16 protein-coding genes are annotated in these 19691 nt (G+C 42.9%); 9 read left to right on the forward strand and 7 right to left on the reverse strand.

Annotation, left to right across the window (positions count from 1 at the left end; genetic code table 11):
• The first annotated feature begins 169 nt into the window (after positions 1 to 169).
• Both F0265_RS05475 and F0265_RS05480 read left to right on the forward strand, forming a co-directional pair.
• The gene (locus tag F0265_RS05475; protein ID WP_171748107.1) at positions 170 to 496 is read left to right on the forward strand and encodes an Hpt domain-containing protein; all 327 of its coding nucleotides are present in this window, start codon (positions 170 to 172) and stop codon (positions 494 to 496) included.
• 21 nt (positions 497 to 517) lie between these two features.
• Complete coding sequence (locus F0265_RS05480; protein WP_171748108.1) at positions 518 to 1222, forward strand: response regulator transcription factor; 705 nt, start codon at positions 518 to 520, stop codon at positions 1220 to 1222.
• Here the strand turns inward: F0265_RS05480 and F0265_RS05485 are convergent.
• On the reverse strand, positions 1219 to 3114 hold the full coding sequence (locus tag F0265_RS05485; protein WP_171748109.1) for a response regulator: 1896 nt from the start codon (positions 3112 to 3114) through the stop codon (positions 1219 to 1221). The genes F0265_RS05480 and F0265_RS05485 overlap by 4 nt on opposite strands.
• Before the next feature lie 268 nt (positions 3115 to 3382).
• Between F0265_RS05485 and F0265_RS05490 the strand changes: the two genes are divergently transcribed.
• Positions 3383 to 5257, forward strand: coding sequence for a methyl-accepting chemotaxis protein (locus F0265_RS05490; protein ID WP_171748110.1), 1875 nt, complete (start codon positions 3383 to 3385; stop codon positions 5255 to 5257).
• A gap of 147 nt (positions 5258 to 5404) precedes the next feature.
• On the opposite strand, the gene F0265_RS05495 is transcribed toward F0265_RS05490, so the two are convergent.
• From F0265_RS05495 to F0265_RS05505, 3 genes are all read right to left on the reverse strand, one after another.
• Entirely contained in the window at positions 5405 to 5989 is a 585-nt protein-coding gene (locus tag F0265_RS05495) for a TfoX/Sxy family DNA transformation protein (RefSeq protein WP_171748111.1), read from the reverse strand.
• A 254-nt stretch (positions 5990 to 6243) separates the two neighbouring features.
• On the reverse strand, positions 6244 to 7350 hold the full coding sequence (locus F0265_RS05500; RefSeq protein WP_171748112.1) for an alpha/beta fold hydrolase: 1107 nt from the start codon (positions 7348 to 7350) through the stop codon (positions 6244 to 6246).
• Positions 7351 to 7544: 194 nt separating this feature from the next.
• The gene (locus F0265_RS05505) at positions 7545 to 8102 is read right to left on the reverse strand and encodes a PhnA domain-containing protein (RefSeq protein WP_006961016.1); all 558 of its coding nucleotides are present in this window, start codon (positions 8100 to 8102) and stop codon (positions 7545 to 7547) included.
• Between the two features lie 235 nt (positions 8103 to 8337).
• Here F0265_RS05505 and F0265_RS05510 point away from each other — a divergent pair, with 235 nt between their 5' ends.
• Positions 8338 to 9420, forward strand: a complete 1083-nt coding sequence (locus F0265_RS05510; RefSeq protein WP_171748113.1) for a site-2 protease family protein — start codon at positions 8338 to 8340, stop codon at positions 9418 to 9420.
• Positions 9421 to 9454: 34 nt separating this feature from the next.
• On the opposite strand, the gene F0265_RS05515 is transcribed toward F0265_RS05510, so the two are convergent.
• On the reverse strand, positions 9455 to 10243 hold the full coding sequence (locus F0265_RS05515) for a M48 family metallopeptidase (RefSeq protein WP_171748114.1): 789 nt from the start codon (positions 10241 to 10243) through the stop codon (positions 9455 to 9457).
• 84 nt (positions 10244 to 10327) lie between these two features.
• Between F0265_RS05515 and F0265_RS05520 the strand changes: the two genes are divergently transcribed.
• The 4 genes from F0265_RS05520 (at position 10328) to F0265_RS05535 (ending at position 13051) form a co-directional block, all read left to right on the forward strand.
• The gene (locus F0265_RS05520) at positions 10328 to 10780 is read left to right on the forward strand and encodes a hotdog fold thioesterase (RefSeq protein WP_040121630.1); all 453 of its coding nucleotides are present in this window, start codon (positions 10328 to 10330) and stop codon (positions 10778 to 10780) included.
• Positions 10780 to 11013 carry a DUF3389 domain-containing protein gene (locus F0265_RS05525; protein ID WP_171748115.1) on the forward strand — a complete coding sequence of 78 codons (234 nt, stop codon included), beginning with the start codon at positions 10780 to 10782 and terminating at the stop codon, positions 11011 to 11013. Before F0265_RS05520 ends, F0265_RS05525 begins: the two co-directional genes overlap by 1 nt.
• Positions 11014 to 11088: 75 nt before the next feature.
• Positions 11089 to 12816 carry an SgrR family transcriptional regulator gene (locus tag F0265_RS05530; RefSeq protein ID WP_171748116.1) on the forward strand — a complete coding sequence of 576 codons (1728 nt, stop codon included), beginning with the start codon at positions 11089 to 11091 and terminating at the stop codon, positions 12814 to 12816.
• Positions 12800 to 13051: a hypothetical protein gene (locus F0265_RS05535; RefSeq protein ID WP_006961010.1), complete on the forward strand. Its 252-nt coding sequence runs from the start codon at positions 12800 to 12802 to the stop codon at positions 13049 to 13051. Before F0265_RS05530 ends, F0265_RS05535 begins: the two co-directional genes overlap by 17 nt.
• Positions 13052 to 13503: 452 nt before the next feature.
• Here the strand turns inward: F0265_RS05535 and F0265_RS05540 are convergent, their stop codons facing one another.
• Positions 13504 to 15633, reverse strand: coding sequence for a TonB-dependent hemoglobin/transferrin/lactoferrin family receptor (locus F0265_RS05540; RefSeq protein WP_171748117.1), 2130 nt, complete (start codon positions 15631 to 15633; stop codon positions 13504 to 13506).
• A 257-nt stretch (positions 15634 to 15890) separates the two neighbouring features.
• On the opposite strand from F0265_RS05540, the gene F0265_RS05545 reads away from it, so the two are divergent.
• On the forward strand, positions 15891 to 16781 hold the full coding sequence (locus tag F0265_RS05545) for a LysR family transcriptional regulator (protein WP_171748118.1): 891 nt from the start codon (positions 15891 to 15893) through the stop codon (positions 16779 to 16781).
• 19 nt (positions 16782 to 16800) lie between these two features.
• Here F0265_RS05545 and F0265_RS05550 read toward each other — a convergent pair whose 3' ends face one another.
• Positions 16801 to 19500: a bifunctional acetate--CoA ligase family protein/GNAT family N-acetyltransferase gene (locus F0265_RS05550; RefSeq protein WP_171748119.1), complete on the reverse strand. Its 2700-nt coding sequence runs from the start codon at positions 19498 to 19500 to the stop codon at positions 16801 to 16803.
• Positions 19501 to 19691 lie beyond the last annotated feature (191 nt).

Genomic DNA, 19691 nt, shown 5'->3' on the forward strand with positions numbered 1-19691 from the left:
TGCTCAGTAAGGTAACTTCTGAGTACGGCTTAATGGTTTTAGGTTGTTCCACTAAGTGCTTGACCCAAATGAACGATGACCTTGATTTGACGTTGAGCGCCGACCCGCAAGTTATACTCATACGATACAAATGCCTACTTAACCTGCGATGAAAACTTTGGGACTTATCATGATGCCTGAAAATGAACGGTTAGTTATCCAACAAGAAACCCACTACTTTATTCAAGAATTGTGTGATGGTGATGTGGATGACGCGTTGGGTTTAATTGAGGAATTGTCCGTTCATGCAAACACACTGATCCGAGACTCGGACTCAAAAAGCCATTTGGATTCTGCTATTCACAAGATTTCAGGAAGTTGTGGCGTGATGGGGTTTGATACTTTAGCGGCCACATTGAAGCATTTACAACGCAATGCCAGTAGCTCGAGTCTTATTGCCGAACAATTTAATACAATGCTGGCAACATACATTTCACTTATAAAATCAGAATATTAATAAGAAGAACCGGAAAAACCAATGCCATATAAATCTGTATTACTGGTCGAAGACGATATCTTTACATCGAGGTTAATTAAGAAGTACCTTGAGTGCAGGGATGTCATCGTTCATCAGGCATTTGATGTTGGTTCTGCGTTCAATAAAGCGGTAGAGAACAATATTGACCTAGTTATCCTCGATCTTTCCTTGCCATCGGGGTTTTCTTTGGATCATTTCAAAGAGTTGAAGTCTGTGGTCAATAGTCCAATTGTTATTTATACCGCGCGTCGTGATGAAGAGATCGAGCTACTCAGTCTTAATCTCGGGGCTGACGATTTTATTCAAAAGGAGAGAGGGGTTAAGGTGCTTTACGCGAGAATGAAGAAGCACCTTAAATTTGAAGAAGACGATGATCTTTCTTACACTGAATCCGAAGAAACAGAACTGAACATAAACGGTTTCACTTTCGACAAAGGGGCGAATACGGTTACTCACGAAAGCACTTTGCTTGAACTCACGTTAAAAGAGATGAGCATCATCTACTATCTGGCCATCAACTCCAATCGGGCCGTTTCTCGTGATGAGTTGTCATTTATTACCAAAGGTTACGCCTACGATGGTTGGTCAAGAAGCATGGACCTTTCTGTGTTTCGACTTCGCAAGAAACTCGACTCCGCGTTTAAAAAATCACTTTCGATTAGCACGATTCGCGGCAAGGGCTACCAACTCAATTTTAATGATTAATTGGAAATCTTTTCTAACTTCGTTAATAGAGCAAACAGCATCTCGGCTTTAATGGGTTTAGTGATGTACCCATTCATCCCAGCATCGGTGCACACTTCTTGTTGTACAATATCAGAGTCTGCGGTCAGGGCGTAAATGGGGATGTGCGCAAAACGCTGATCTCTTCGTATTAACTTGGTCGCTTCAATGCCATCCAATACTGGCATCTGAATGTCCATCAACACTAGGTCATACGACTGATCATTTAACTTATCAAGAACCTCACGCCCATTGCTGGCAAAATCCATTGTCAGGTGGTGCTTCTTGGCAATTCTTTTCATCAGTTTTACGTTGAGTTCAAAATCCTCGGCGACCAATATTTTCATCCTAGTGACTGGAAGCTCAGATGCAGCCAGAGCATCGGTAGGATCTTGGGCTACATTGCCTGAATCCTGTAACAAGGGAATATCGACTTGGAAAACAGTACCAAAGGACGCTTTACTCCAAATATGAATTTTCCCCTCAAGCAGCAGCACTGACTCCTTAACGATTTTCATTCCCAGCCCAGATGTACCTTGATGACGTTCACTCTGTGCGAATTCATCAAAGAGTCTTGGAAGCAACGCTTTACTGATGCCTTTGCCGTTATCGATAAATCTAAGTCTCAGATTTCCATTTTTTTGAGTGATCTTAATGCGATAAATGGCGGTTTCACTGTGTTTAATGATATTGCTTATGATGTTTATCATTACCTGCGACAACAAAAAGCGATCGACAAACAAGTTGCTAGGAACGTTATCAGCAACGATAAGGTGGTTTTGGATTTTATGCTCGTTCTCTAGATAGCTCAGTGTGTGTAAAACCGAATCCAGAATGTGCTGTAAGCTGTGATGTTTAGGCTGGGGAGTAATGGAATTAATTTCTAAGGCCGCAAAGTCGAGGATATTGTTAATGATGTCGTCGAGCAGTCTAGACGCAGTAATGACGTCTTCAAGCGCTGCTTGGTCGAACGTTTTGTCTTGATCAGCGAGATCCAAGTTACCAATGATGGCGTTAAGCGGTGTGCGAATCTCGTGGCTCAAAAAGTTCACAAAGCGTGTCTTTTTCTCAGCCGTTTCTACCGCATCCGTCTTTAGCTTATCGACTTTTTCTGAGTATTTATCAATGGCAGAAAAGAGGAGGTTACACTCTAAAGATTTTGATTCTACTTGCGAAAGCGATGTCGCTGTTGAGCTCTCTCCCTCCAAATTTGTTGGCAGCGCGTTAGATGCGAAGTGTAGTGGGTGAATCACCTCTTTGTTAATGTATTTGAAGAAGACAAATACAGTGAAACAAATCGCGATGAACAACATAATTACAATGATGGAGAGGGAGAAAAAAATGGTTTGAACCTGTTGGGCTTCCACTTCCAACGTGAACCTCACGTTATAAAACGTATCGTGCCTGCTTCTATGGTAAGAAAGCTTGTCTTTTTCCTTGGACCAGTGTTTCGTGAGAACCTCATTCATCCGTTTGCCAGAATAGGCTTTACCCAAGTTAATCAGGTAGGCTTGCTCAGTGTTGAAATCTTCAAGGTATTGAAGAACAACCCCTTCGTAGTCGGTAAGGTCCGCCGCAGATAAACGCAATAACTGCAATAGCCCTTCGACACACGCAGTCCTTTCTGCACTTAATTCAACGTACTCCTGAATGTTTGCATCACTGATTTTGCTTCTGGAGAAGACGAACTGCGTCAATGCTTTATCTATTTTGTAAGTACAAAACTCGTAATCTAACAGAGCACTTTGATCATCGTTGAGTGACGTTACCTTGATGTTTAGCCAAGAGAGCACGATGACAAGTGCGACAAGGACGATGATCTGAACTTTTAAAGCTGTACCAAAAAGGTCTATGTAACGTCTGCTTGAGTACATTGTTGCAAAATCTCTCACTAAATCATTGAAAATACGCAATCAAATTGATTCTAGTATTGCTCGGAAGGTTTATCAATTTGTTGTTTTTACTGAATATATTGGCTGTCGAACGACAAAGAAACAGCAGTTGGTTGCTAATCCATCAATGAAACGTAACTGAAACAAAGAGTGCTGCATTTTTGAACTAATATCCCAGTCTTCTTCGAATTAGGCTCCTTTAAAGCAGAGGAGTCCTTTCAATCGAAGTAATAAACTAGGGTAAAAATAGATGCTGAAAAAGATATCATTGGTTTTTTTAACCGTTTTGTTTGCTGTTCTACTTGTCGCGAGTGGAGTAGCGAATTATTACTTACAAGATTGGAAATGGAAGAACATTCAAACCAGTAAGGATGCGACATCTGACATTGTTGTAAGTACTTTTTCCAAGAATTTAAATGCTACAGAAGTGCTCACGAAGCAATTTGCAGCGTTACTTCCTTATTATGGTGAGGATAAAGTGTTCGACCAGCAGCAAGCCTTAGCTGCTTTAGAAGAAGTACGACAAACTAATCAAGCCTTCATTGACGTTTACTTTGCTGACCTTAATGGAACACCATTTAGCGCACTATCTAGAGGTTGGGTTAAAGATTTTAACGTAATCAGCATGAAGCGCGACTGGTATCTGGCTATTGCTGAGAGAGGTTTTAGTAGTTATGTCTCTATGCCCTATATTAGTAACACTGGTAAGCGCGTTATGTCAGTTTCAGCACCGATAGTACGCGATCAAAAGTTGGTTGGTGTTTTGGGTATTGATGTTTCTCTATCTGACCTAATGCCAGACTTTAAGCTTGAGTACGCCATAACAACTAAACAGGGTGAAATTGTTTTGGCAGATCAAGGAACGGTTGATCTTGGGTGGGTCAACAAAAATATTTACACCGTAAGGCCTGACTTTAATCAGCTTAGTGATACGCCTTATTTCTATCACACGCCTGAAGAAGATATCCCATATACCGTTACCAAACAGGCGCTGAATGATACCTACGACCTATTTGTGTGGAGTAATCAGACTGGCACTGAGGCGATCCATAAAAACATGCTCTACGGTTTAGTCTTAATATTTGCCGTCATCAGCATATTGCTAATGATCGCTTTGTATTGGGTTGTTAAACGCTCTCTGGGTAACTTACCTAATATCGTTCATACCATTACCAATATGGCGGAGGGGCGCTTTGAACCTTTAGAGATGAGAAAAGCGAACAATGAACTCGATCATATTCAACAGTCGCTTATATCTCTTCAATCGAGTGTGTCCGGTATTGTTTCGAGTTCCTCAGATCAGATGCATTCGTTAGTTGCGAATCAGAGCAAAATTGAAACACTGGTTGACTCATCTGTAAAAAGTGCCGAAACCGGATTTACGGATGTGGAGCAAGTCGCGACAGCAACTAAGCAACTTTCAATTGCTGCGATGGAAGTATCTGAGAATGCAGCAAACGCAGATGAAATTGCACGCTCTACACTCAATGTAGTGAGCAGTGGTGCTGAACTTCTGTCACAAACAGATACCGTTCATCTGGAAGTGAATCAGGCTATGGATTCTGCTGCTGCGATAGTCAATGGTTTGCGTAACCATTGTGAAGAGATCAGCTCGGTTGTTGAAGTGATCAATTCTATCTCTGAGCAAACCAGTTTATTGGCTCTAAACGCGGCTATTGAAGCTGCAAGGGCAGGAGAGCACGGTCGCGGGTTTGCAGTTGTTGCAGATGAAGTACGTTCATTAGCGCAACGAACTCAGTCTTCAACTGTCGATATACAGGACATCATTACTAAGTTACAGGAACAATCACAATGTGCTGATCAATATATGACTTCAACGGTTGATCTCGTTGGTAAGTCGAGCAAGATGATGGGACAGTTATCGCAAGCGTTTGATGCGATTAAACATCAGGCAACACAAATATCAGACATGAACTCGATTGTTTCTGCTGCATCTGAAGAGCAGCGCTGTGTTACGGAAGATATCTCTTACAGAATTAATGGTATTAACGAGACGGTGAAACACAGCTCTGTGAGCTCACAGGAAGTAAAAAGCGAAAATACGGCGATCTCAGTTCAGGTGAACAATCTCAAAAACACCCTATCATTTTTTAATGTGAACTAGGTGGGAGCAATTTTTTACTACCGCACAAAAAAGCCCCTCCAGAAAGTGAGGGGCCAGTGAAATTCTTAGCTATCAGGCACTGCTTCAACTTCGAAAGAATGGTGAACAAACTTACGAAAACAAACGAGTTATAGATTTTCCTCTGTTTTACATGGCTTTAACCAGCCTTAAAAGCTTGGAACGTTCTGACTTTGCCAATACCGCGCTGTGCTGACCGGAAATGGCTCCTTGAATTGATAAAACTGCTTTATCACCGATTTCTGGGAATCGTTTTTTCAGCCTTACAAAAGATTGCAAAGCCCCGAGTCGCTTTAATGCTGTGACGCTATCTACACCTGACTTTTTCAGCATGATCTCCATGTTGTAAGTCATATTGGGTAAGTCTTTAATACGTTGCTCATTAAAGCTTACTCTGGAGTTCTGTTTACGTTGCTCAGCTCTGATTAAAGCGTTTTGAGCATGTTCCAAGACAAGCTCCGTGTTGGACTTGAAACTCTCATGCGTAAAGTACAGAGTATTTGTTATTGAACCAGATTTTTTATAAGTGAATCGTATTAGCGCTTCAGGCTCGAAGGTATGTTGTGATGCGTCGTCAAAGCGAAAGTAAATATGTTCTTTATGAACGAGAGCAAACATAATTTTGTCCTTAAACAGGCCGAATCCACCAAACATAGGTGTTGTTGTGATTTCTCCAATAGGGCGAAGCGTGTTAAGGGTGGAATCTAAATACATAAATAGTGCGGTGTTCTTCGTTAGTCGTACCACTAAACTAGATAAACACGCAGAATGTTGTGTTTTAAACGTGTATCGCTTTTATGAATGACGATAAAAAAGGCCCCAACCGAAGTTGGGGCTAACCGATCTACGAGAGAGTAGAGATTAAATGTTGGTTTATCCGTAAGGCGGATAGATGTCGCACCTATGCTATGCGACGTTCGCAGACTAATGCATCACCCTGCGAGATTTGTTTCACCCATGTTTCAGCGTTATTTTGGGGCTGGCAAATTCAAAAGCTCACTTAGGTTCTCATCAACTTGTTCAACAAAGTGATTGTCCAAACCGGCAAGCGCAAAATGCCCATAAGGTGTTTTAAGTTCTTTATAGGTACTGTTCGGCGTTATTGTCTGAAGTTTCTTCAGCTCTTTTGGTGGGAAAACGCCGTCAGTGTCGATTGACATAACGTAAGTGAGGGCGCGGATACCATGGAGTGTCTGTTCGAGAGATTTTCCCGGGAGTGTTACGTCATGACTCTGCCATTTATCAATCATAGAAAGGAGAACGTTAGGCTCCATTGATGTGAATGAGCGTCTTGTAGCGCCATCGAGAAAGCTGTCTACGCTTTGAAAGCCTAACTTTTTGTATAGCTGCTGGCCATAGAAGGATTTGCTAAATCCAAACACTGACCATAAATCAGCATGTCTACTCAAACCATCATTCACATTTCTATAGTCATCATATTCACCCTCGCTGAACGCAGGATCAGAGATGATCGCATCTTCTAGTATTTCAGAAATGAGTGAAGCCATTGCAGAGTTGGTTGCTGTACCCGCTATTGGAGCCGCTCTCTGAACCATGTCTGGGTAACGAACCGCCCATTCCCAAACTTGTTGTGCTCCCATTGAGCCACCCACGACTAAAGCGAGTTGTTTGATGCCAAATTTGTCAGACAATAGTTGATGCTGTGCCGACACGTCATCGCTAATGCTTAACTTGGGAAATGTATCGTCAGGCTGTGTTTTGGAGTTGTTAGGTGATGTCGATAAGCCGTTACCCAATTGATTGACCACAACGATAAAGTATTTATCTGGGTTTAACGCTTTGTCCGGCCCGATGTAAACATCATCCATTACCTTATTCGTTGCGCCGTACCAGGTCGTGACAAGTATCGCGTTGTCTTTATCTCTATTGAGACGACCGTGCGTTGTGTACGCAAGTTGTGCATCACGCAAAACCTGGTCACTTTCTAGCTCAAAATCTCCCAAAGAGTAGAACTGAACATTGCCATGATGTTTTTCTGAATAGAACTCGTTACTGAAAGCAACGTGCGAAGAGAAGAGACTCACCAATATGAGCAAGAGTTTTATACTTTTCATAGCCAACTTTATGTTATCTCTAGACGTGAGGAATACTGAATCTTAAACAGCCGAGGAATAAGTGTATGGCTTCATATTGGTTGATTAACAGTTAATCATTATGAATTAGACTTTAATTAGAAACTTTGGTGTGAAATTTAAGCGCATTAAAAAGGGCGCTGAATAGCGCCCTTAGAAAAATCATCAACTTACAACTACTTCTTACGGCAGTACTCAGCGATAACGTACATCGATTGACCGCCATTCGCCTTACCAGAAACAAGCTTAGGATCGTCGCCAATGCTGATTCCACGGATAACGGTACCTTGCTTGATGACTTGGTTGGTGCCACGTACTGGCAGGTCTTTGATTACCGTTACGTCGTCACCTTTTTTCAGTTCAACACCGTTGCAATCAAGTGGTTTGTCGTCCGCAGACATACCAATCATGGCCCAATTCATTTGTTCTTCTTCCATGTACATCATGTCTAGCGCATCTTGTGCCCAGCTTTCGCTGTTTAAGCGCGTTAACTGGCGCCATGCTGTGACTTGTACACCTGGAACTTGGCTCCACATGCTATCGTTCAAACAACGCCAGTGGTTGATGTCTTTAGGCTCGTCAATTTCACCAAGACATGTGTCGCAAACCATAATAGCGTGATCCACAGTCACATGGCTGTGTGGTGGAACGGCGTAGGCGGTTAGCTGAGATTCAGCACTGCACAATTCACACTTAGATTGGCAACGTTCTAGCATGGTCGCTTCTGAAGACATAATGGGCTCACATATAAATAGGTATTAAATCAAGGGCGCTATTATCCACTTTATCCATCGAAAATAAAGGGGTATTGGCCTTGGAGAGTACGAACAGCCTTGATTTAGCGGGTTATTCCCGCAATAGTTAGCTTATTGGTGTGACATTGTCACATGTTCGGTTCCTATTCTTTACCATTTTTATAACAATCGGCATAATGAGCGGCGTTTATATATCAATTTTGTAGGACTGACATTGGAACTGCTTTCTATCGATTTTTTGGGTAAGCCTTTGCGCCTTGAGGGCTCTTTGGCTGGTTGGCAGCAACTCTTCTGGGATAATCAATTAGTTTCCCAGCTTGATGCGGACTCTGAACGTGGTAAAGAGTCGTCGCATGAATTCAAACTTCTCAACGGTGAAGAAGAGCTGATATGCCGACTTGAAACATCACTCGATTGGCAACCTTTTTTAATTGAATATAAAGCGATACTCAATGAACAGTTAATTGCTCAAGGTAGCCGCGATACAAAAGATATAGAGCAGCAAACACCGTTTACGCCACCAGAGCCTGAGAAAAGGTTTAGCCTGATTGGTTTGTTGTCACTTGGCATGAAAGCTTTCAAAAGTGCAAAGCTGATTAAAGTCGTTCTGGCATCCGCGAGTCTGGCTGCATATTCGTGGCTGTTTTCCTTTCAATTTGCATTGGCATTGATTGCTTGTTTGGTATTCCATGAGTATGGCCACGTTAAGGCGATGAAGTACTTTGGTATGAAAACCAAAGGCATTTACTTAGTGCCTTTTCTTGGAGGATTGGCGTTAAGCGATGAAAAGATCAATACGCGCTGGCAGGATGTCGTCATCTCCATCATGGGCCCGATGTTTGGTTTTGTATTGTCACTCATTCTGGTTGTCCTTTATTGGATAACGGGTGAAATGTTCTTTGCGGGCTTGGCGGTTTTTAATGCCTTCCTCAATTTATTTAACCTTTTGCCAATCCTGCCTCTTGACGGAGGCCATGTTCTCAAAAGCATCAGCTTCTCTATGAACAGCCTGATGGGAATTGTGCTATGTACAGCGGCTGCGCTTGGTGGCGTTGTGTTGAGTTACTCATTGGGATTAACGCTGTTTGGCTTCTTGCTTATTATGGGCACATTAGAAATTGTCATCGAATGGCGAGGGAGGCACCACAGTCATCTATTACCGCTAGATAGGTATGGTCAGGTTGTCGCCGCCGTTTGGTACGTTGCGTTAGTGGCAGGCCTGATTGGTATCATTTGGTATTTCGCCGGGACAGGCGATCAGCTTTTACAGCTGCCACTTATGATATTGGGGACTTAGAACAAATTGGGGAGCATTTCGCTCCCCAATGTATTTACGAACAGTTTGGTTTCTTCACATTGTAGTTTGGCAACGTCTTTATCTTGGCTGATAAATCGCTTATGCGAGTGCCGTGCGAAGGGTGGGTGGAAAGCAACTCTGGCGGCTGACTTCCACCTGAAGCTTTAGCCATGTTTTGCCACAAGCTAATACTCTCGTTCGGATCAAAACCGGCTTTTGCCATGATTTCTAAACCAACAATATCTGCTTCAGACTCCTGAGTTCGTCCGTAAGGCAATAACACCCCGTATTGCACGCCAAGCCCCAAAGCGGCCATGGTTGCATTTTGATACTGAGCGTACTCTGAAGAACCTAATGCGGCTCCAGTAATCTGCAAGCCAGCATTAGCTAACTGAGATTGTGAAAGCCTTTCGTTACTGTGATCAGCGAGCACATGCGCGATTTCATGACCAATGACAGTTGCCAGTTGATCTTCATTCTTCGCGACTTTGAGCAGCCCAGTATAAACGCCGATTTTTCCTCCAGGTAGTGCGAAAGCATTGACTTGGTCACTATCAAAAACCACAACTTCCCAATCTTTAAACTCAGGTTGTTGAGGAACTTGCTGCGTGACGGCTTTCGCGACACACTGGACATATGCGTTTATCTTTTTGTCTTTGTTTATTTTTTGCTGTTGCTTCATTTGTTCAAAAGACTGGGCGCCGAGCGCACTCATGTCTTGATCGGAAAAAAGCAGCAATTGATTTCGTCCTGTTGGCGATGAGGTGCAGGCCGCTAATCCTACAACGGTAGCTAAGGCGGTGTATTTCAACCAGTTATGCATGGAACGCTCCGTTTCACTCTTATTATTTTGCTAATCATACCATTAGGTTACAATGCTTTGTAACGAATCATCACGAGTACTTATATGACTATCTGGAAACGACCTATTGACCTTGATCGTCTGAATGCGACATCTGAAAATACTTTGATAGATCACTTAAAGATCATTTATAGCAAAGTTGGCGAAGATTTCATTGAAGCCACAATGCCAGTCTGTCATTTCACCCACCAGCCGTTGGGAATGCTACATGGCGGTGCTTCAGTAGTGTTGGCTGAAACCTTAGGTTCTGTTGCGGCAAACTTTTGTGTTGACGATGATGCCTATTGCGTCGGGCTGGATATTAATGCCAACCACATTCGCTCAATGCGAGAGGGCCAGGTCATAGGCCGAGCAGAGCCGATTCATCTCGGTATCTCTACGCAAGTATGGCAAATCAATATTACTGATGAGCGAGAAAGATTAGTGTGTACCAGTCGTCTTACCATCGCAGTAAAGAAGAAACGCAACGCTAAACAATCTCTTAAGGCTAACCAATAATGGTTGTTGAATTTAAAAGCGGAAAAATCATCGTCACGGCTCATGAAATTGTGGTGAAAGTAGCTACAGAACACGTGTTCACATTGCAGGCTCAATTGGATGCAATTCAACTCATCGGTCGAGGTGCTAACGTTATTGCTGCCAATGGCTCTGAGACCAAATGGTCTATCAAGCTTGATAACGAACAACAACTGTTCAAAATCGCAAATGAAATCGGGATCGATATTCAATAACCCTAAAACGTACTTGCTTCTTCGATGTAAATAAGGAAACTTACTCTGGTCATGTTTATTTGAGATTTCCTCTTTATGAGTAGCCCCAGACTTCGTGTTCAATTTGAAACCTTATTTGAACACTACAATGGCAAAGATTGTGGTGTTCAACTTGAAGAAATTACCGAGATTCTGTTTTGTACTCGACGTAACGCACGTATCGTACTCAACAAAATGGAAGAGGAAGGGTGGATCGAATGGCATCCTTCTCCGGGGCGAGGGAAGCTTTCTCAGCTGAACTTCAAACGCAGCCGTACTGATGTCAGCGAAAACCTCGCTAGGCGGTATCTTGAAGAAGGTAAAATTGGCCAAGCGCTTAAAGTACTAGACCAAGACTCTGCGAAACTTGCGCAAGTGGTTGAAAGTTATTTGGGCGTGCAGCAGCTGGAAGGGCAACAAGTCTTACGATTGCCATACTACCGCCCACTATCCATGCTCAATCCTGAAAAGCCAGTTCGTCGTTCAGAGCAGCATATTGCTCGTCAAATTTTTAGTGGGCTGACTCGTCTCGATGACAGTGAGAAGCTCTGCCCTGATCTTGCCCACACATGGGAAATGCTCTCTCCTCAGCATTGGCGGTTCTATCTCAGACCGAATGTCCGTTTTCACAACGGCGACCTCCTAACAACGGACATGGTTGTTAACTCATTACTTGCACTAAAGAGCAAAAACCTATACTCGCATATAGAGGACGTGGTTAGCCCAGGCCGTTGCGTTGTCGATGTGATGCTTAGAAAAAATAACTACCACTTACCGCTGTTATTGTCCGAATCTGACGCTAAAGTACTATTACCAGAGAATTCCAGAGCGGATGATTACGACATAAACCCTGTTGGAACAGGGCCTTACAAAGTGATTCAAAATGATGACAAAAGGCTTGTTTTACAAGCTTTTGATGGCTATTTCGGTTTCAGACCTTTGATGGACCGTGTAGAAGTCTGGGTAATTGATGATATTCATTCATCAATGGTATTTCCGAGCATGACGAATCCAATTAAACCTGAAACCGGCACCTACACTGATGAAGTTGAGCTTGACCCGGGTTGTACCTATTTGTTGCTCAACCGTAGTAGTGGGTTAGCGAAATCTGACGAATGGGCGAATTACTTCAGCCACCGCCTTGGATCCCTGAATTTATATCAGGAACTTCCTCAAGAAAAGATAGTGGAATTAGGTGTGTTACCTGCCCATGGGCTTAAGCCAGGTTGGTATCACCATACTAGGCAAGGGCACTATACGTCGCCGCCTTCCTACCGAAAAGTAACGATCGCATACCACGGACAACACCCAATGTTTCCAACATTGGTAAAGTGTATTGAGTCGTTATTGAAGCAAGATAACCTAGAAGTTGAGCTTATTAAGTATGACATCACTCTACCAGATATTGATGATGTTGATATTTGGGTCAAACCGATGGGTATTGCTAACAATCGCGAAGATGGCTTAGCTGGCTGGCTACTTAACTATAGCGATATTGAGCAGTTGAGTAAGCCTGAAGACTTTAAATATTGGTCTAGCCTTGTTGAGGTTTGGCAAGCAGAAGAAAATAGCGTTTTCCCAGCAAAAGACTTAGGAAAATCTCTTGTAGAAAAAATGCAGATCATTCCTATGTTTCATTGTTGGTTGGGAATCAGTAAAGACCAATGTGGCTCGCTGCAAAACGCAAAATGTAATGCGCTCGGTTGGTTTGATTTTAGTCAGGTTTGGCTGAAACCAGAGAAGCTAAGCGAAGATTCAGAGATGTTACATGGCAAAGCCGAATAAGAAGCAACCCAGTAAAACCGTCGATATCTATTGCTCCAAGTGCAAATCTCAGCTCTTCAAATACCGAAAGGGTGGTAAAGGGGCACTGGTGAAGTGTTTTAAAGAGCGTATTGTCGAAGATTACACAAAACTGGCGTGCCATTGCCCTGAATGTGGTCGTGAGTTTGCGAGAGAAGCATTGATTAGAGGTGCTCCCGCATACAAAATTATTGGCGGAAAAGTCACTATGAAGTAGGGCTGATTTAGCATAATCTTTTAACAAAATTAACAGTAATATTGACTGGGAATTCTGTTGAAAATGAGGCTAGGCGCACCGATTTTGATCTTAGTCGATAAAAATCGTAAAAATATCGTTAAGAGCTATCATTGAATTTTAAAAGTGTTAGAATGTCGCTGTTCAAAAATTAGTCCAGTCTATCAACTTTGCAAACAATAGGGGTTATCAATGGAGCTAGGTCTCATCATCGCTTTCATCGTCACGTCAGCTGTAATGGTTAAGAAAGAGATGACAAGCTCAAAATAATTACCGTTTCATTCATAACATTTTTGTTATCTTTTTTTGAATGAACTATGAAAGCTCCCAGATTCGGGGGCTTTTTTGTTTTTTGCGTTTAACTATCTGTAGTTTGAAAGTAAAAAAAGCCAGCATAAAGCTGGCTTTGAATTATAGACAGTGTGTTGGATTTATCAGAATTCGTACTTAGCAGTGATTGCCCAGTTGCGACCTGCTTGAGTGTCATCCGCATGCAGCGCACCTTCGCCTCTAACGTCGCTCCATTTCCAATATTCTTTATCAGTAATATTGAAAAGACCAGCTCTTAGCGTGAGATCTTGAATAGGGCGGTAGTATGCAGTTAGGTCAATAACGGTTGCGCTAGGCGTACCAACTTCATCAGGAGTACGAGTACTGCTATCAGGATCAACATTAATATCAGATAGCTTTTTCTCTGCGTAGTAGTTCATTGCAATACTTGTACCCCATGTCTGGCTAGGTGCATCGTAATCCAATGACGCGACAGCATTCCACGGATTTACTGAATTAAGCGGCTTGTTCTCACCATCTTCACCTTCAGTGTAGCTAGCGGCAAAGTTAGTAGAGATGCCCTTAGGTAGTTCGAACACTTCACTGATAGCAATACGGCTTGAGAACTCAATACCTTTAATTGTCGCTTTACCAACGTTTTGGTGCTGATACTCAGATGAGCCAGAGCCAATGTCTACGACGTCAATGAAGTTCTTGTAATCACTATAGAAAACCGCAATTTCTGAACGAGAGAAGTCGTTTGTATAACGGTAACCTGTTTCGTACGTAATACTTTCTTCTGCTTCTAGGTTAGGATTTGGTACGTTTGTGTAACCATGACCTGGCATTGAGTAATACAACTCTTCAAACGTAGGGGCTCTATGACCCTGGCTTACTTGAGCAAAGACTTTAGATTCGTCATCTAAAGAATAAACTGTTCCTAGACGCGCAGTAAGCGCTGAACTTGTGTTTGTCTCGTAAGTTTGTCCTGAAGGTATACCTTCAGTGGAGCTATCAGGCTTAGTTTCAAATCTGTCCCAACGTAAACCAGGGGTTACAACTAACTTATCTTCAAGGAGTGAAATCTGATCTTGAACGAACAATCCAATTCTAGTTTCGGTTGCATCGGGTTGATAAAAGTATACCGATGTTTGGTCATTGTTAGAGCGGTCGATGATTTTGTTGTAGTTGGTAATATCTTTATTGGTATAAGCCAAGCCGTACGTAAAGAAGTGCTCGGAAGATTCAAGTGATAGGTATTTATTTACCTGTAAATCTGCTTGAATACCTTTATCTTCGTAAGAATAATCTTTTATTTCATTTACAGCACTACCAAACGAGGTTCCAACACGGTCAGTAACATTGTTTTGTTCGTGAGATAGCCACGTAACCTGCGATGTTACCGAGTCGGCAAGCTTCGTGCTGCCTTCCCAAATATGTTTAAGGCTTAAGCGTGAACGTTCGGTAGTATCATCACTGTTGAATGTAGGGAATGACGAATGTTGGATGTCACCTTTACTATTCTCGTTAATGAACTCACCAGTAAACTCAATTCTGTTGGCGGTATCAATTTGATACTGAACCTTAGCCAAAACATTGTCGGCTTTAGAGTCTAAGTCTTTTGGTGAGTAATCCTGATAGTCACCATTAGCAAAATTGTCTGTCAAGCCTGCATCGTTGCGAGTATATGCGACGAGTGTTTCTAAATCACCACTACGATTAGCCAGGACAACATTTTCAGTGAAAGAATCATTACGAGAGGCAAAGCCTAATTTTACTTGCCCTCCAAACCCATCTCCTTCAACCAGGAAATCACTTGGATCCTTAGTTTGGAAAGCAACAATACCGCCAATACCATCTGAGCCGTATAAGCTTGAAGCTGACCCTTTAACGATTTCAACCGCTTTAATCATATCGGTGTCTAACGCAATACGACCTGAAGAGATGAATGTATAAGATTGGTCATAAAGGTACGGTTGGGCTACACCATCGACTAAAATATTAACTCGGTTACCTTCCATACCTCGAATGTTTATCTGCTGAATACCCATTCGTCCATCAGAAATGACGTCAACACCCGGTGTGTATTTCAGTACGTCATCAACGTTAGAAGCTAGATTTTTGTCAATTTGCTTATCTGTAACAACAGATACCGATCCAGCAACATCTTCAAGTTGCTGTTCTGTACGTGAAGCGGATACCACTACTTCATCAAATAGTGCATACTCTTCAGCATGCACACTCGGCGCTAGGGCGAGTACAATAGAAGCTGACAATAATGATTTTTTATACATTGTTGTAATTACCTTTAAATCCATAATTAGGCTTATGTTTGAACGCAAAGAACTCTATAGGATCTAAATGATAATTACTATCGTTCGTATTATTGAGAATTGATGGCTTTTTTACCGATCTGCGTTTTAATTAGAGAAAAATCTTTAAAATACAAACGGATGAACATTCTGTTAACAATTGTAAAGGTTCAACTTACGTATCGATGATGTGATTTAAATCACGTTATTCATCGTATGTATTAATAGGAAGAATAATATTGCAAAGTCCAATAACACTAGAGGCGATGCATATCCTTGATGCGATAGATCGCAGAGGAAGTTTCGCGGCAGCCGCTAATGAGCTCGATCGGGCGCCATCGTCATTGAGCTATCAGATTCAAAAGCTTGAGCAAGATCTCGATATCATGATCTTTGACCGCTCTGGTCATAAAGCCACTTTTACAGAAGCAGGAAAACTGATTCTTGAAAGAGGGCGAGCCATTTTGTCAGCGACGGAAAAGCTGGTTAATGATGCTAGCGTTCTCGCTAATGGTTGGGAGCTCGATATCACACTCGCTTTCGATGGTATTGTGCCTGTTCAGAACTTTTTCCCTATGGTTGATGCTTTAGGGAATGTCAGCTCAACACGGATTCGACTACAAGAAGAAATCCTAGCCGGTTGTTGGGAATCACTCGATGAAGGTAGGGCAGATCTATTGGTTTGCCCGAAACCGGAAACGCTATCGCTTGATGTCAAAGCAGAATCGATTGGTTCAATGAAAATGATTTGGGTCGCGGCGCCAAACCATTACGTCCATAAGCGAAATGGGCCGTTTGACGAAGAGGCCAGAGCGAAGTATCGAGTCATCGCAATTGCCGATACGGCGAGAGAGCAGCCAGCAATTAGTGTAAATATCCTCCAGAGACAACCGAGACTGACTGTAACGAATTTGTCGGCTAAGGTTGATGCCCTGCAGTCAGGTTTGGGAATCGGAACACTACCGAAATCGGTGGCTCAAGGGTTAATTGAGAAAGGAGCGTTAGCACACATCTCAGATACTGAAGAATTTGATATAGACATTATTCTTGCTTGGAAACGCAATCAAATGGGTGAAGCAAAGTCTTGGTGTATCAAATACTTAAAGAAAAATTGGCCACTTAAAGAGTGATCCTGTTGAAGCTGGTGGATCATCCACGATCCACCGGCTCATTTAATGGTAAAACCATGTCAGCAACGCCATCCTCGAACTGCACATCCAGCTTAAAACCGAGCTTCTGAGCCAGCATCAACATTCCTCTGTTGGTTGGCATAGTCATTCCCGATATTTGCTTCGTTCCTTTGTGTCGGCAATAGGCAATGATTTTGTTCATCAAAATTTTTCCCAGCCCTTTCCCTTTCAAGTCCGAGCGAATCAATATTGCGAATTCAGCATCCGTATTTTCTGGGTTAATCAATGCGCGCGATACACCGATGATTTTAGGTTCTGAATCATAGTTAGCCACCGCAACAAACGCCATTTCACGGTCGTAATCGATTTGTGTCAGATTTGCCAAAGCCTCATGATTAAACTCTCCAACATCGCTAAAGAATCGTTTGTATAAGTCTTCTTTAGAGACATTGTTGATGAAGTCTGCATGACCGGGCTCATCTTCGGGAAGAATAGGGCGCATTAAGATCGTGTCGCCATCTCTCAATTCTATCTTTTCTTCATACTCAACAGGGTAAGGACGAATGGCTAAGCGTTTCTGGGCATCACCTTGGTATTCTTTGAGTACTAAATCTGCGTCTAGGATCGTAAAACTATCTCCAACCGCTAGTACTGGATGAATATCCAGTTCATGTACTTGAGGGCAATCTACCACCATCTGGGAGATTCGAACTAATAATTCAGAGAGTCCTTGAATATCCATTGGAATAGGCAGTTTCTGCGGGCGTATCTTGCCACTCTTAATAGCTCTAACAATCAAATAGCGTGCGAGCGTCATGTTAAGTGGGGGCAACGCTGAAGCTGCGTCAATGGACTCATCCCATTCCGAGCCACCTTGCCCAATCAAAATGACGGGGCCAAATGTTTCATCGGTTTTAACCTTGATTCGAATTTCTTCGCCGCCGGCAAGTTTCGCCATGCCCTGTACTAACAAGCCGTGTATATTAGCTGAAGGGTAAGAGAGCTTAGTCCTATCGAGTATAGCTTGAGAAGCACTCGCGACCTCTTGGCTGTTACGTAGATTTAGCATTACACCTTGCACATCTGACTTATGAGCAATGTCAGGGGAGCGTAGCTTAACGGCAACGGGGTATCCGATTTGCTCAGCAACATGAACCGCTTCACTAGCGTCGGAAGCTATCCATGTCGGTAGGACATTAAAATCAAAATGCTTAAGAAAGTGGCCAATTTGGTGGGTATCCAAAGATACTGTGTTTTTGTCCAGTAACTTTTCATCTATCCACTTTTTAGCTTCGTTTAACTCACCAACGTGCACCGGTTCTGCGGTTGTTGGTGTTTCCATCAGCTGTTTTTGATTTCGTCTGTATTCCACCAAGTGCATGAATGCAACAACTGCGCTTTCTGGTGTTCGATATGTTGGAATGCCAGCTTGAGTAAATATCTGACGAGCAGGTCTTGCGGTGAGTTCACCTGACCAATTGGTAAGAACATTAAACCGCTTATGTCTAGGGTGCGCTTTAATTGCTTCCACAATCGCTATGGCCGTTTGCTCAGAATGAGCGATAGCTGACGGGCTATGCATAATCAAGATCGCATCAGCACAATCGCTATCCATTAGAACATTCAACGTATCGATGTACCTTTGATGCCCGGCATCACCTACCAGATCGATAGGATTGTTATAACTCCAACTCGAAGGGAGCACATTACTCAATTTGTCCACGACGTCATCGGGCAGCGCCGCTAATTTTCCGCCACGGACTAACAATGTATCGACCGCCATGATTGCAGGACCACCGCCATTAGTAATGATCGCTAAACGTTCACCCCGAAGCGGAACTGAGTGGGTGAGTGTTTCTACTGCAGCAAACAACTCATGGGAATTGTTTACTCTTAGCATGCCAGTACGGCGAATCGCGGAGTCATAGATAATGTCGAGCGTATCGTCACCGCCGGTATGTGCTTGAGCGGCCAATCTCCCTGCGGAGGTTTTTCCGCCTTTTAACACTAGAATTCGGCGATTTCGTGAGGCGGCACGTGCTGCAGACATGAACCGTCTTGCGTCCTTAATAGTATCTACGTAGAGCAATATAGCTTCAGTGTGGGAGTCAGTGCTCAGATAATCGAGTAAGTCCGCGAAGTCGATATCGGAAGCGTTACCAAAAGAGATAAAAGCTGAAAAGCCAATGTTTTTGTCGTTCGCCCAATCTAAGATCGTCGTGCACATAGCTGCCGATTGAGAGATGAAGGCTATTTTTCCTTGCTGTGCCGTTACTGGTGAGAAAGATGCGTTAAAGTTGAGCCAGGGGAGAATAATGCCAAGGCTATTTGGACCCAATATCCGAATACCTGACTGCTGAGCGATAGTAAGGCAGGCATCTTGAATACTGTTGCCTTCATCGGTCGCCAAGTGCATATCCGCTGATAATACGATAACCGTTTTAACTCTTTTTTCCGCGAGTTGTTTGAAGAGTTCTAAATTCCGGCTCGCGTTGGTACATAGAATAGCGACATCGGGCGTAATAGGAAGAGACGCGATATCTTTATAAGCAAGAACGCCACACACTGAACTATAACGTGGGGTGACGGGCATAATCGCACCTTCGAATCCGCCTTGAAGAAGATTCTTCATAACGATATTGCCTGCTCGCATCGCTCTGGTCGAAGCTCCAACAACAGCGACTGACTTTGGTTTAAGCAAGTGGCTTAGACTATTCATTTCTGCACTCCGACATTCAGCGTTTAAGCTAATATTAACCAAGCACTTAAACGAATTCAGAGATAATTAGGTGTTGTTTTAATCAGATCACCTGACGTGACTCCGACTTTGTGCCATGTGTCACAGTGTATTGATATATAATTAGAATGTTGGGTTGATTCTAATCCTATCTAACGGCATGATTTACAGTA

Origin of the sequence: Vibrio sp. RE88, assembly GCF_013113835.1 — a bacterium.
In the GTDB taxonomy this organism is placed as follows: domain Bacteria; phylum Pseudomonadota; class Gammaproteobacteria; order Enterobacterales; family Vibrionaceae; genus Vibrio.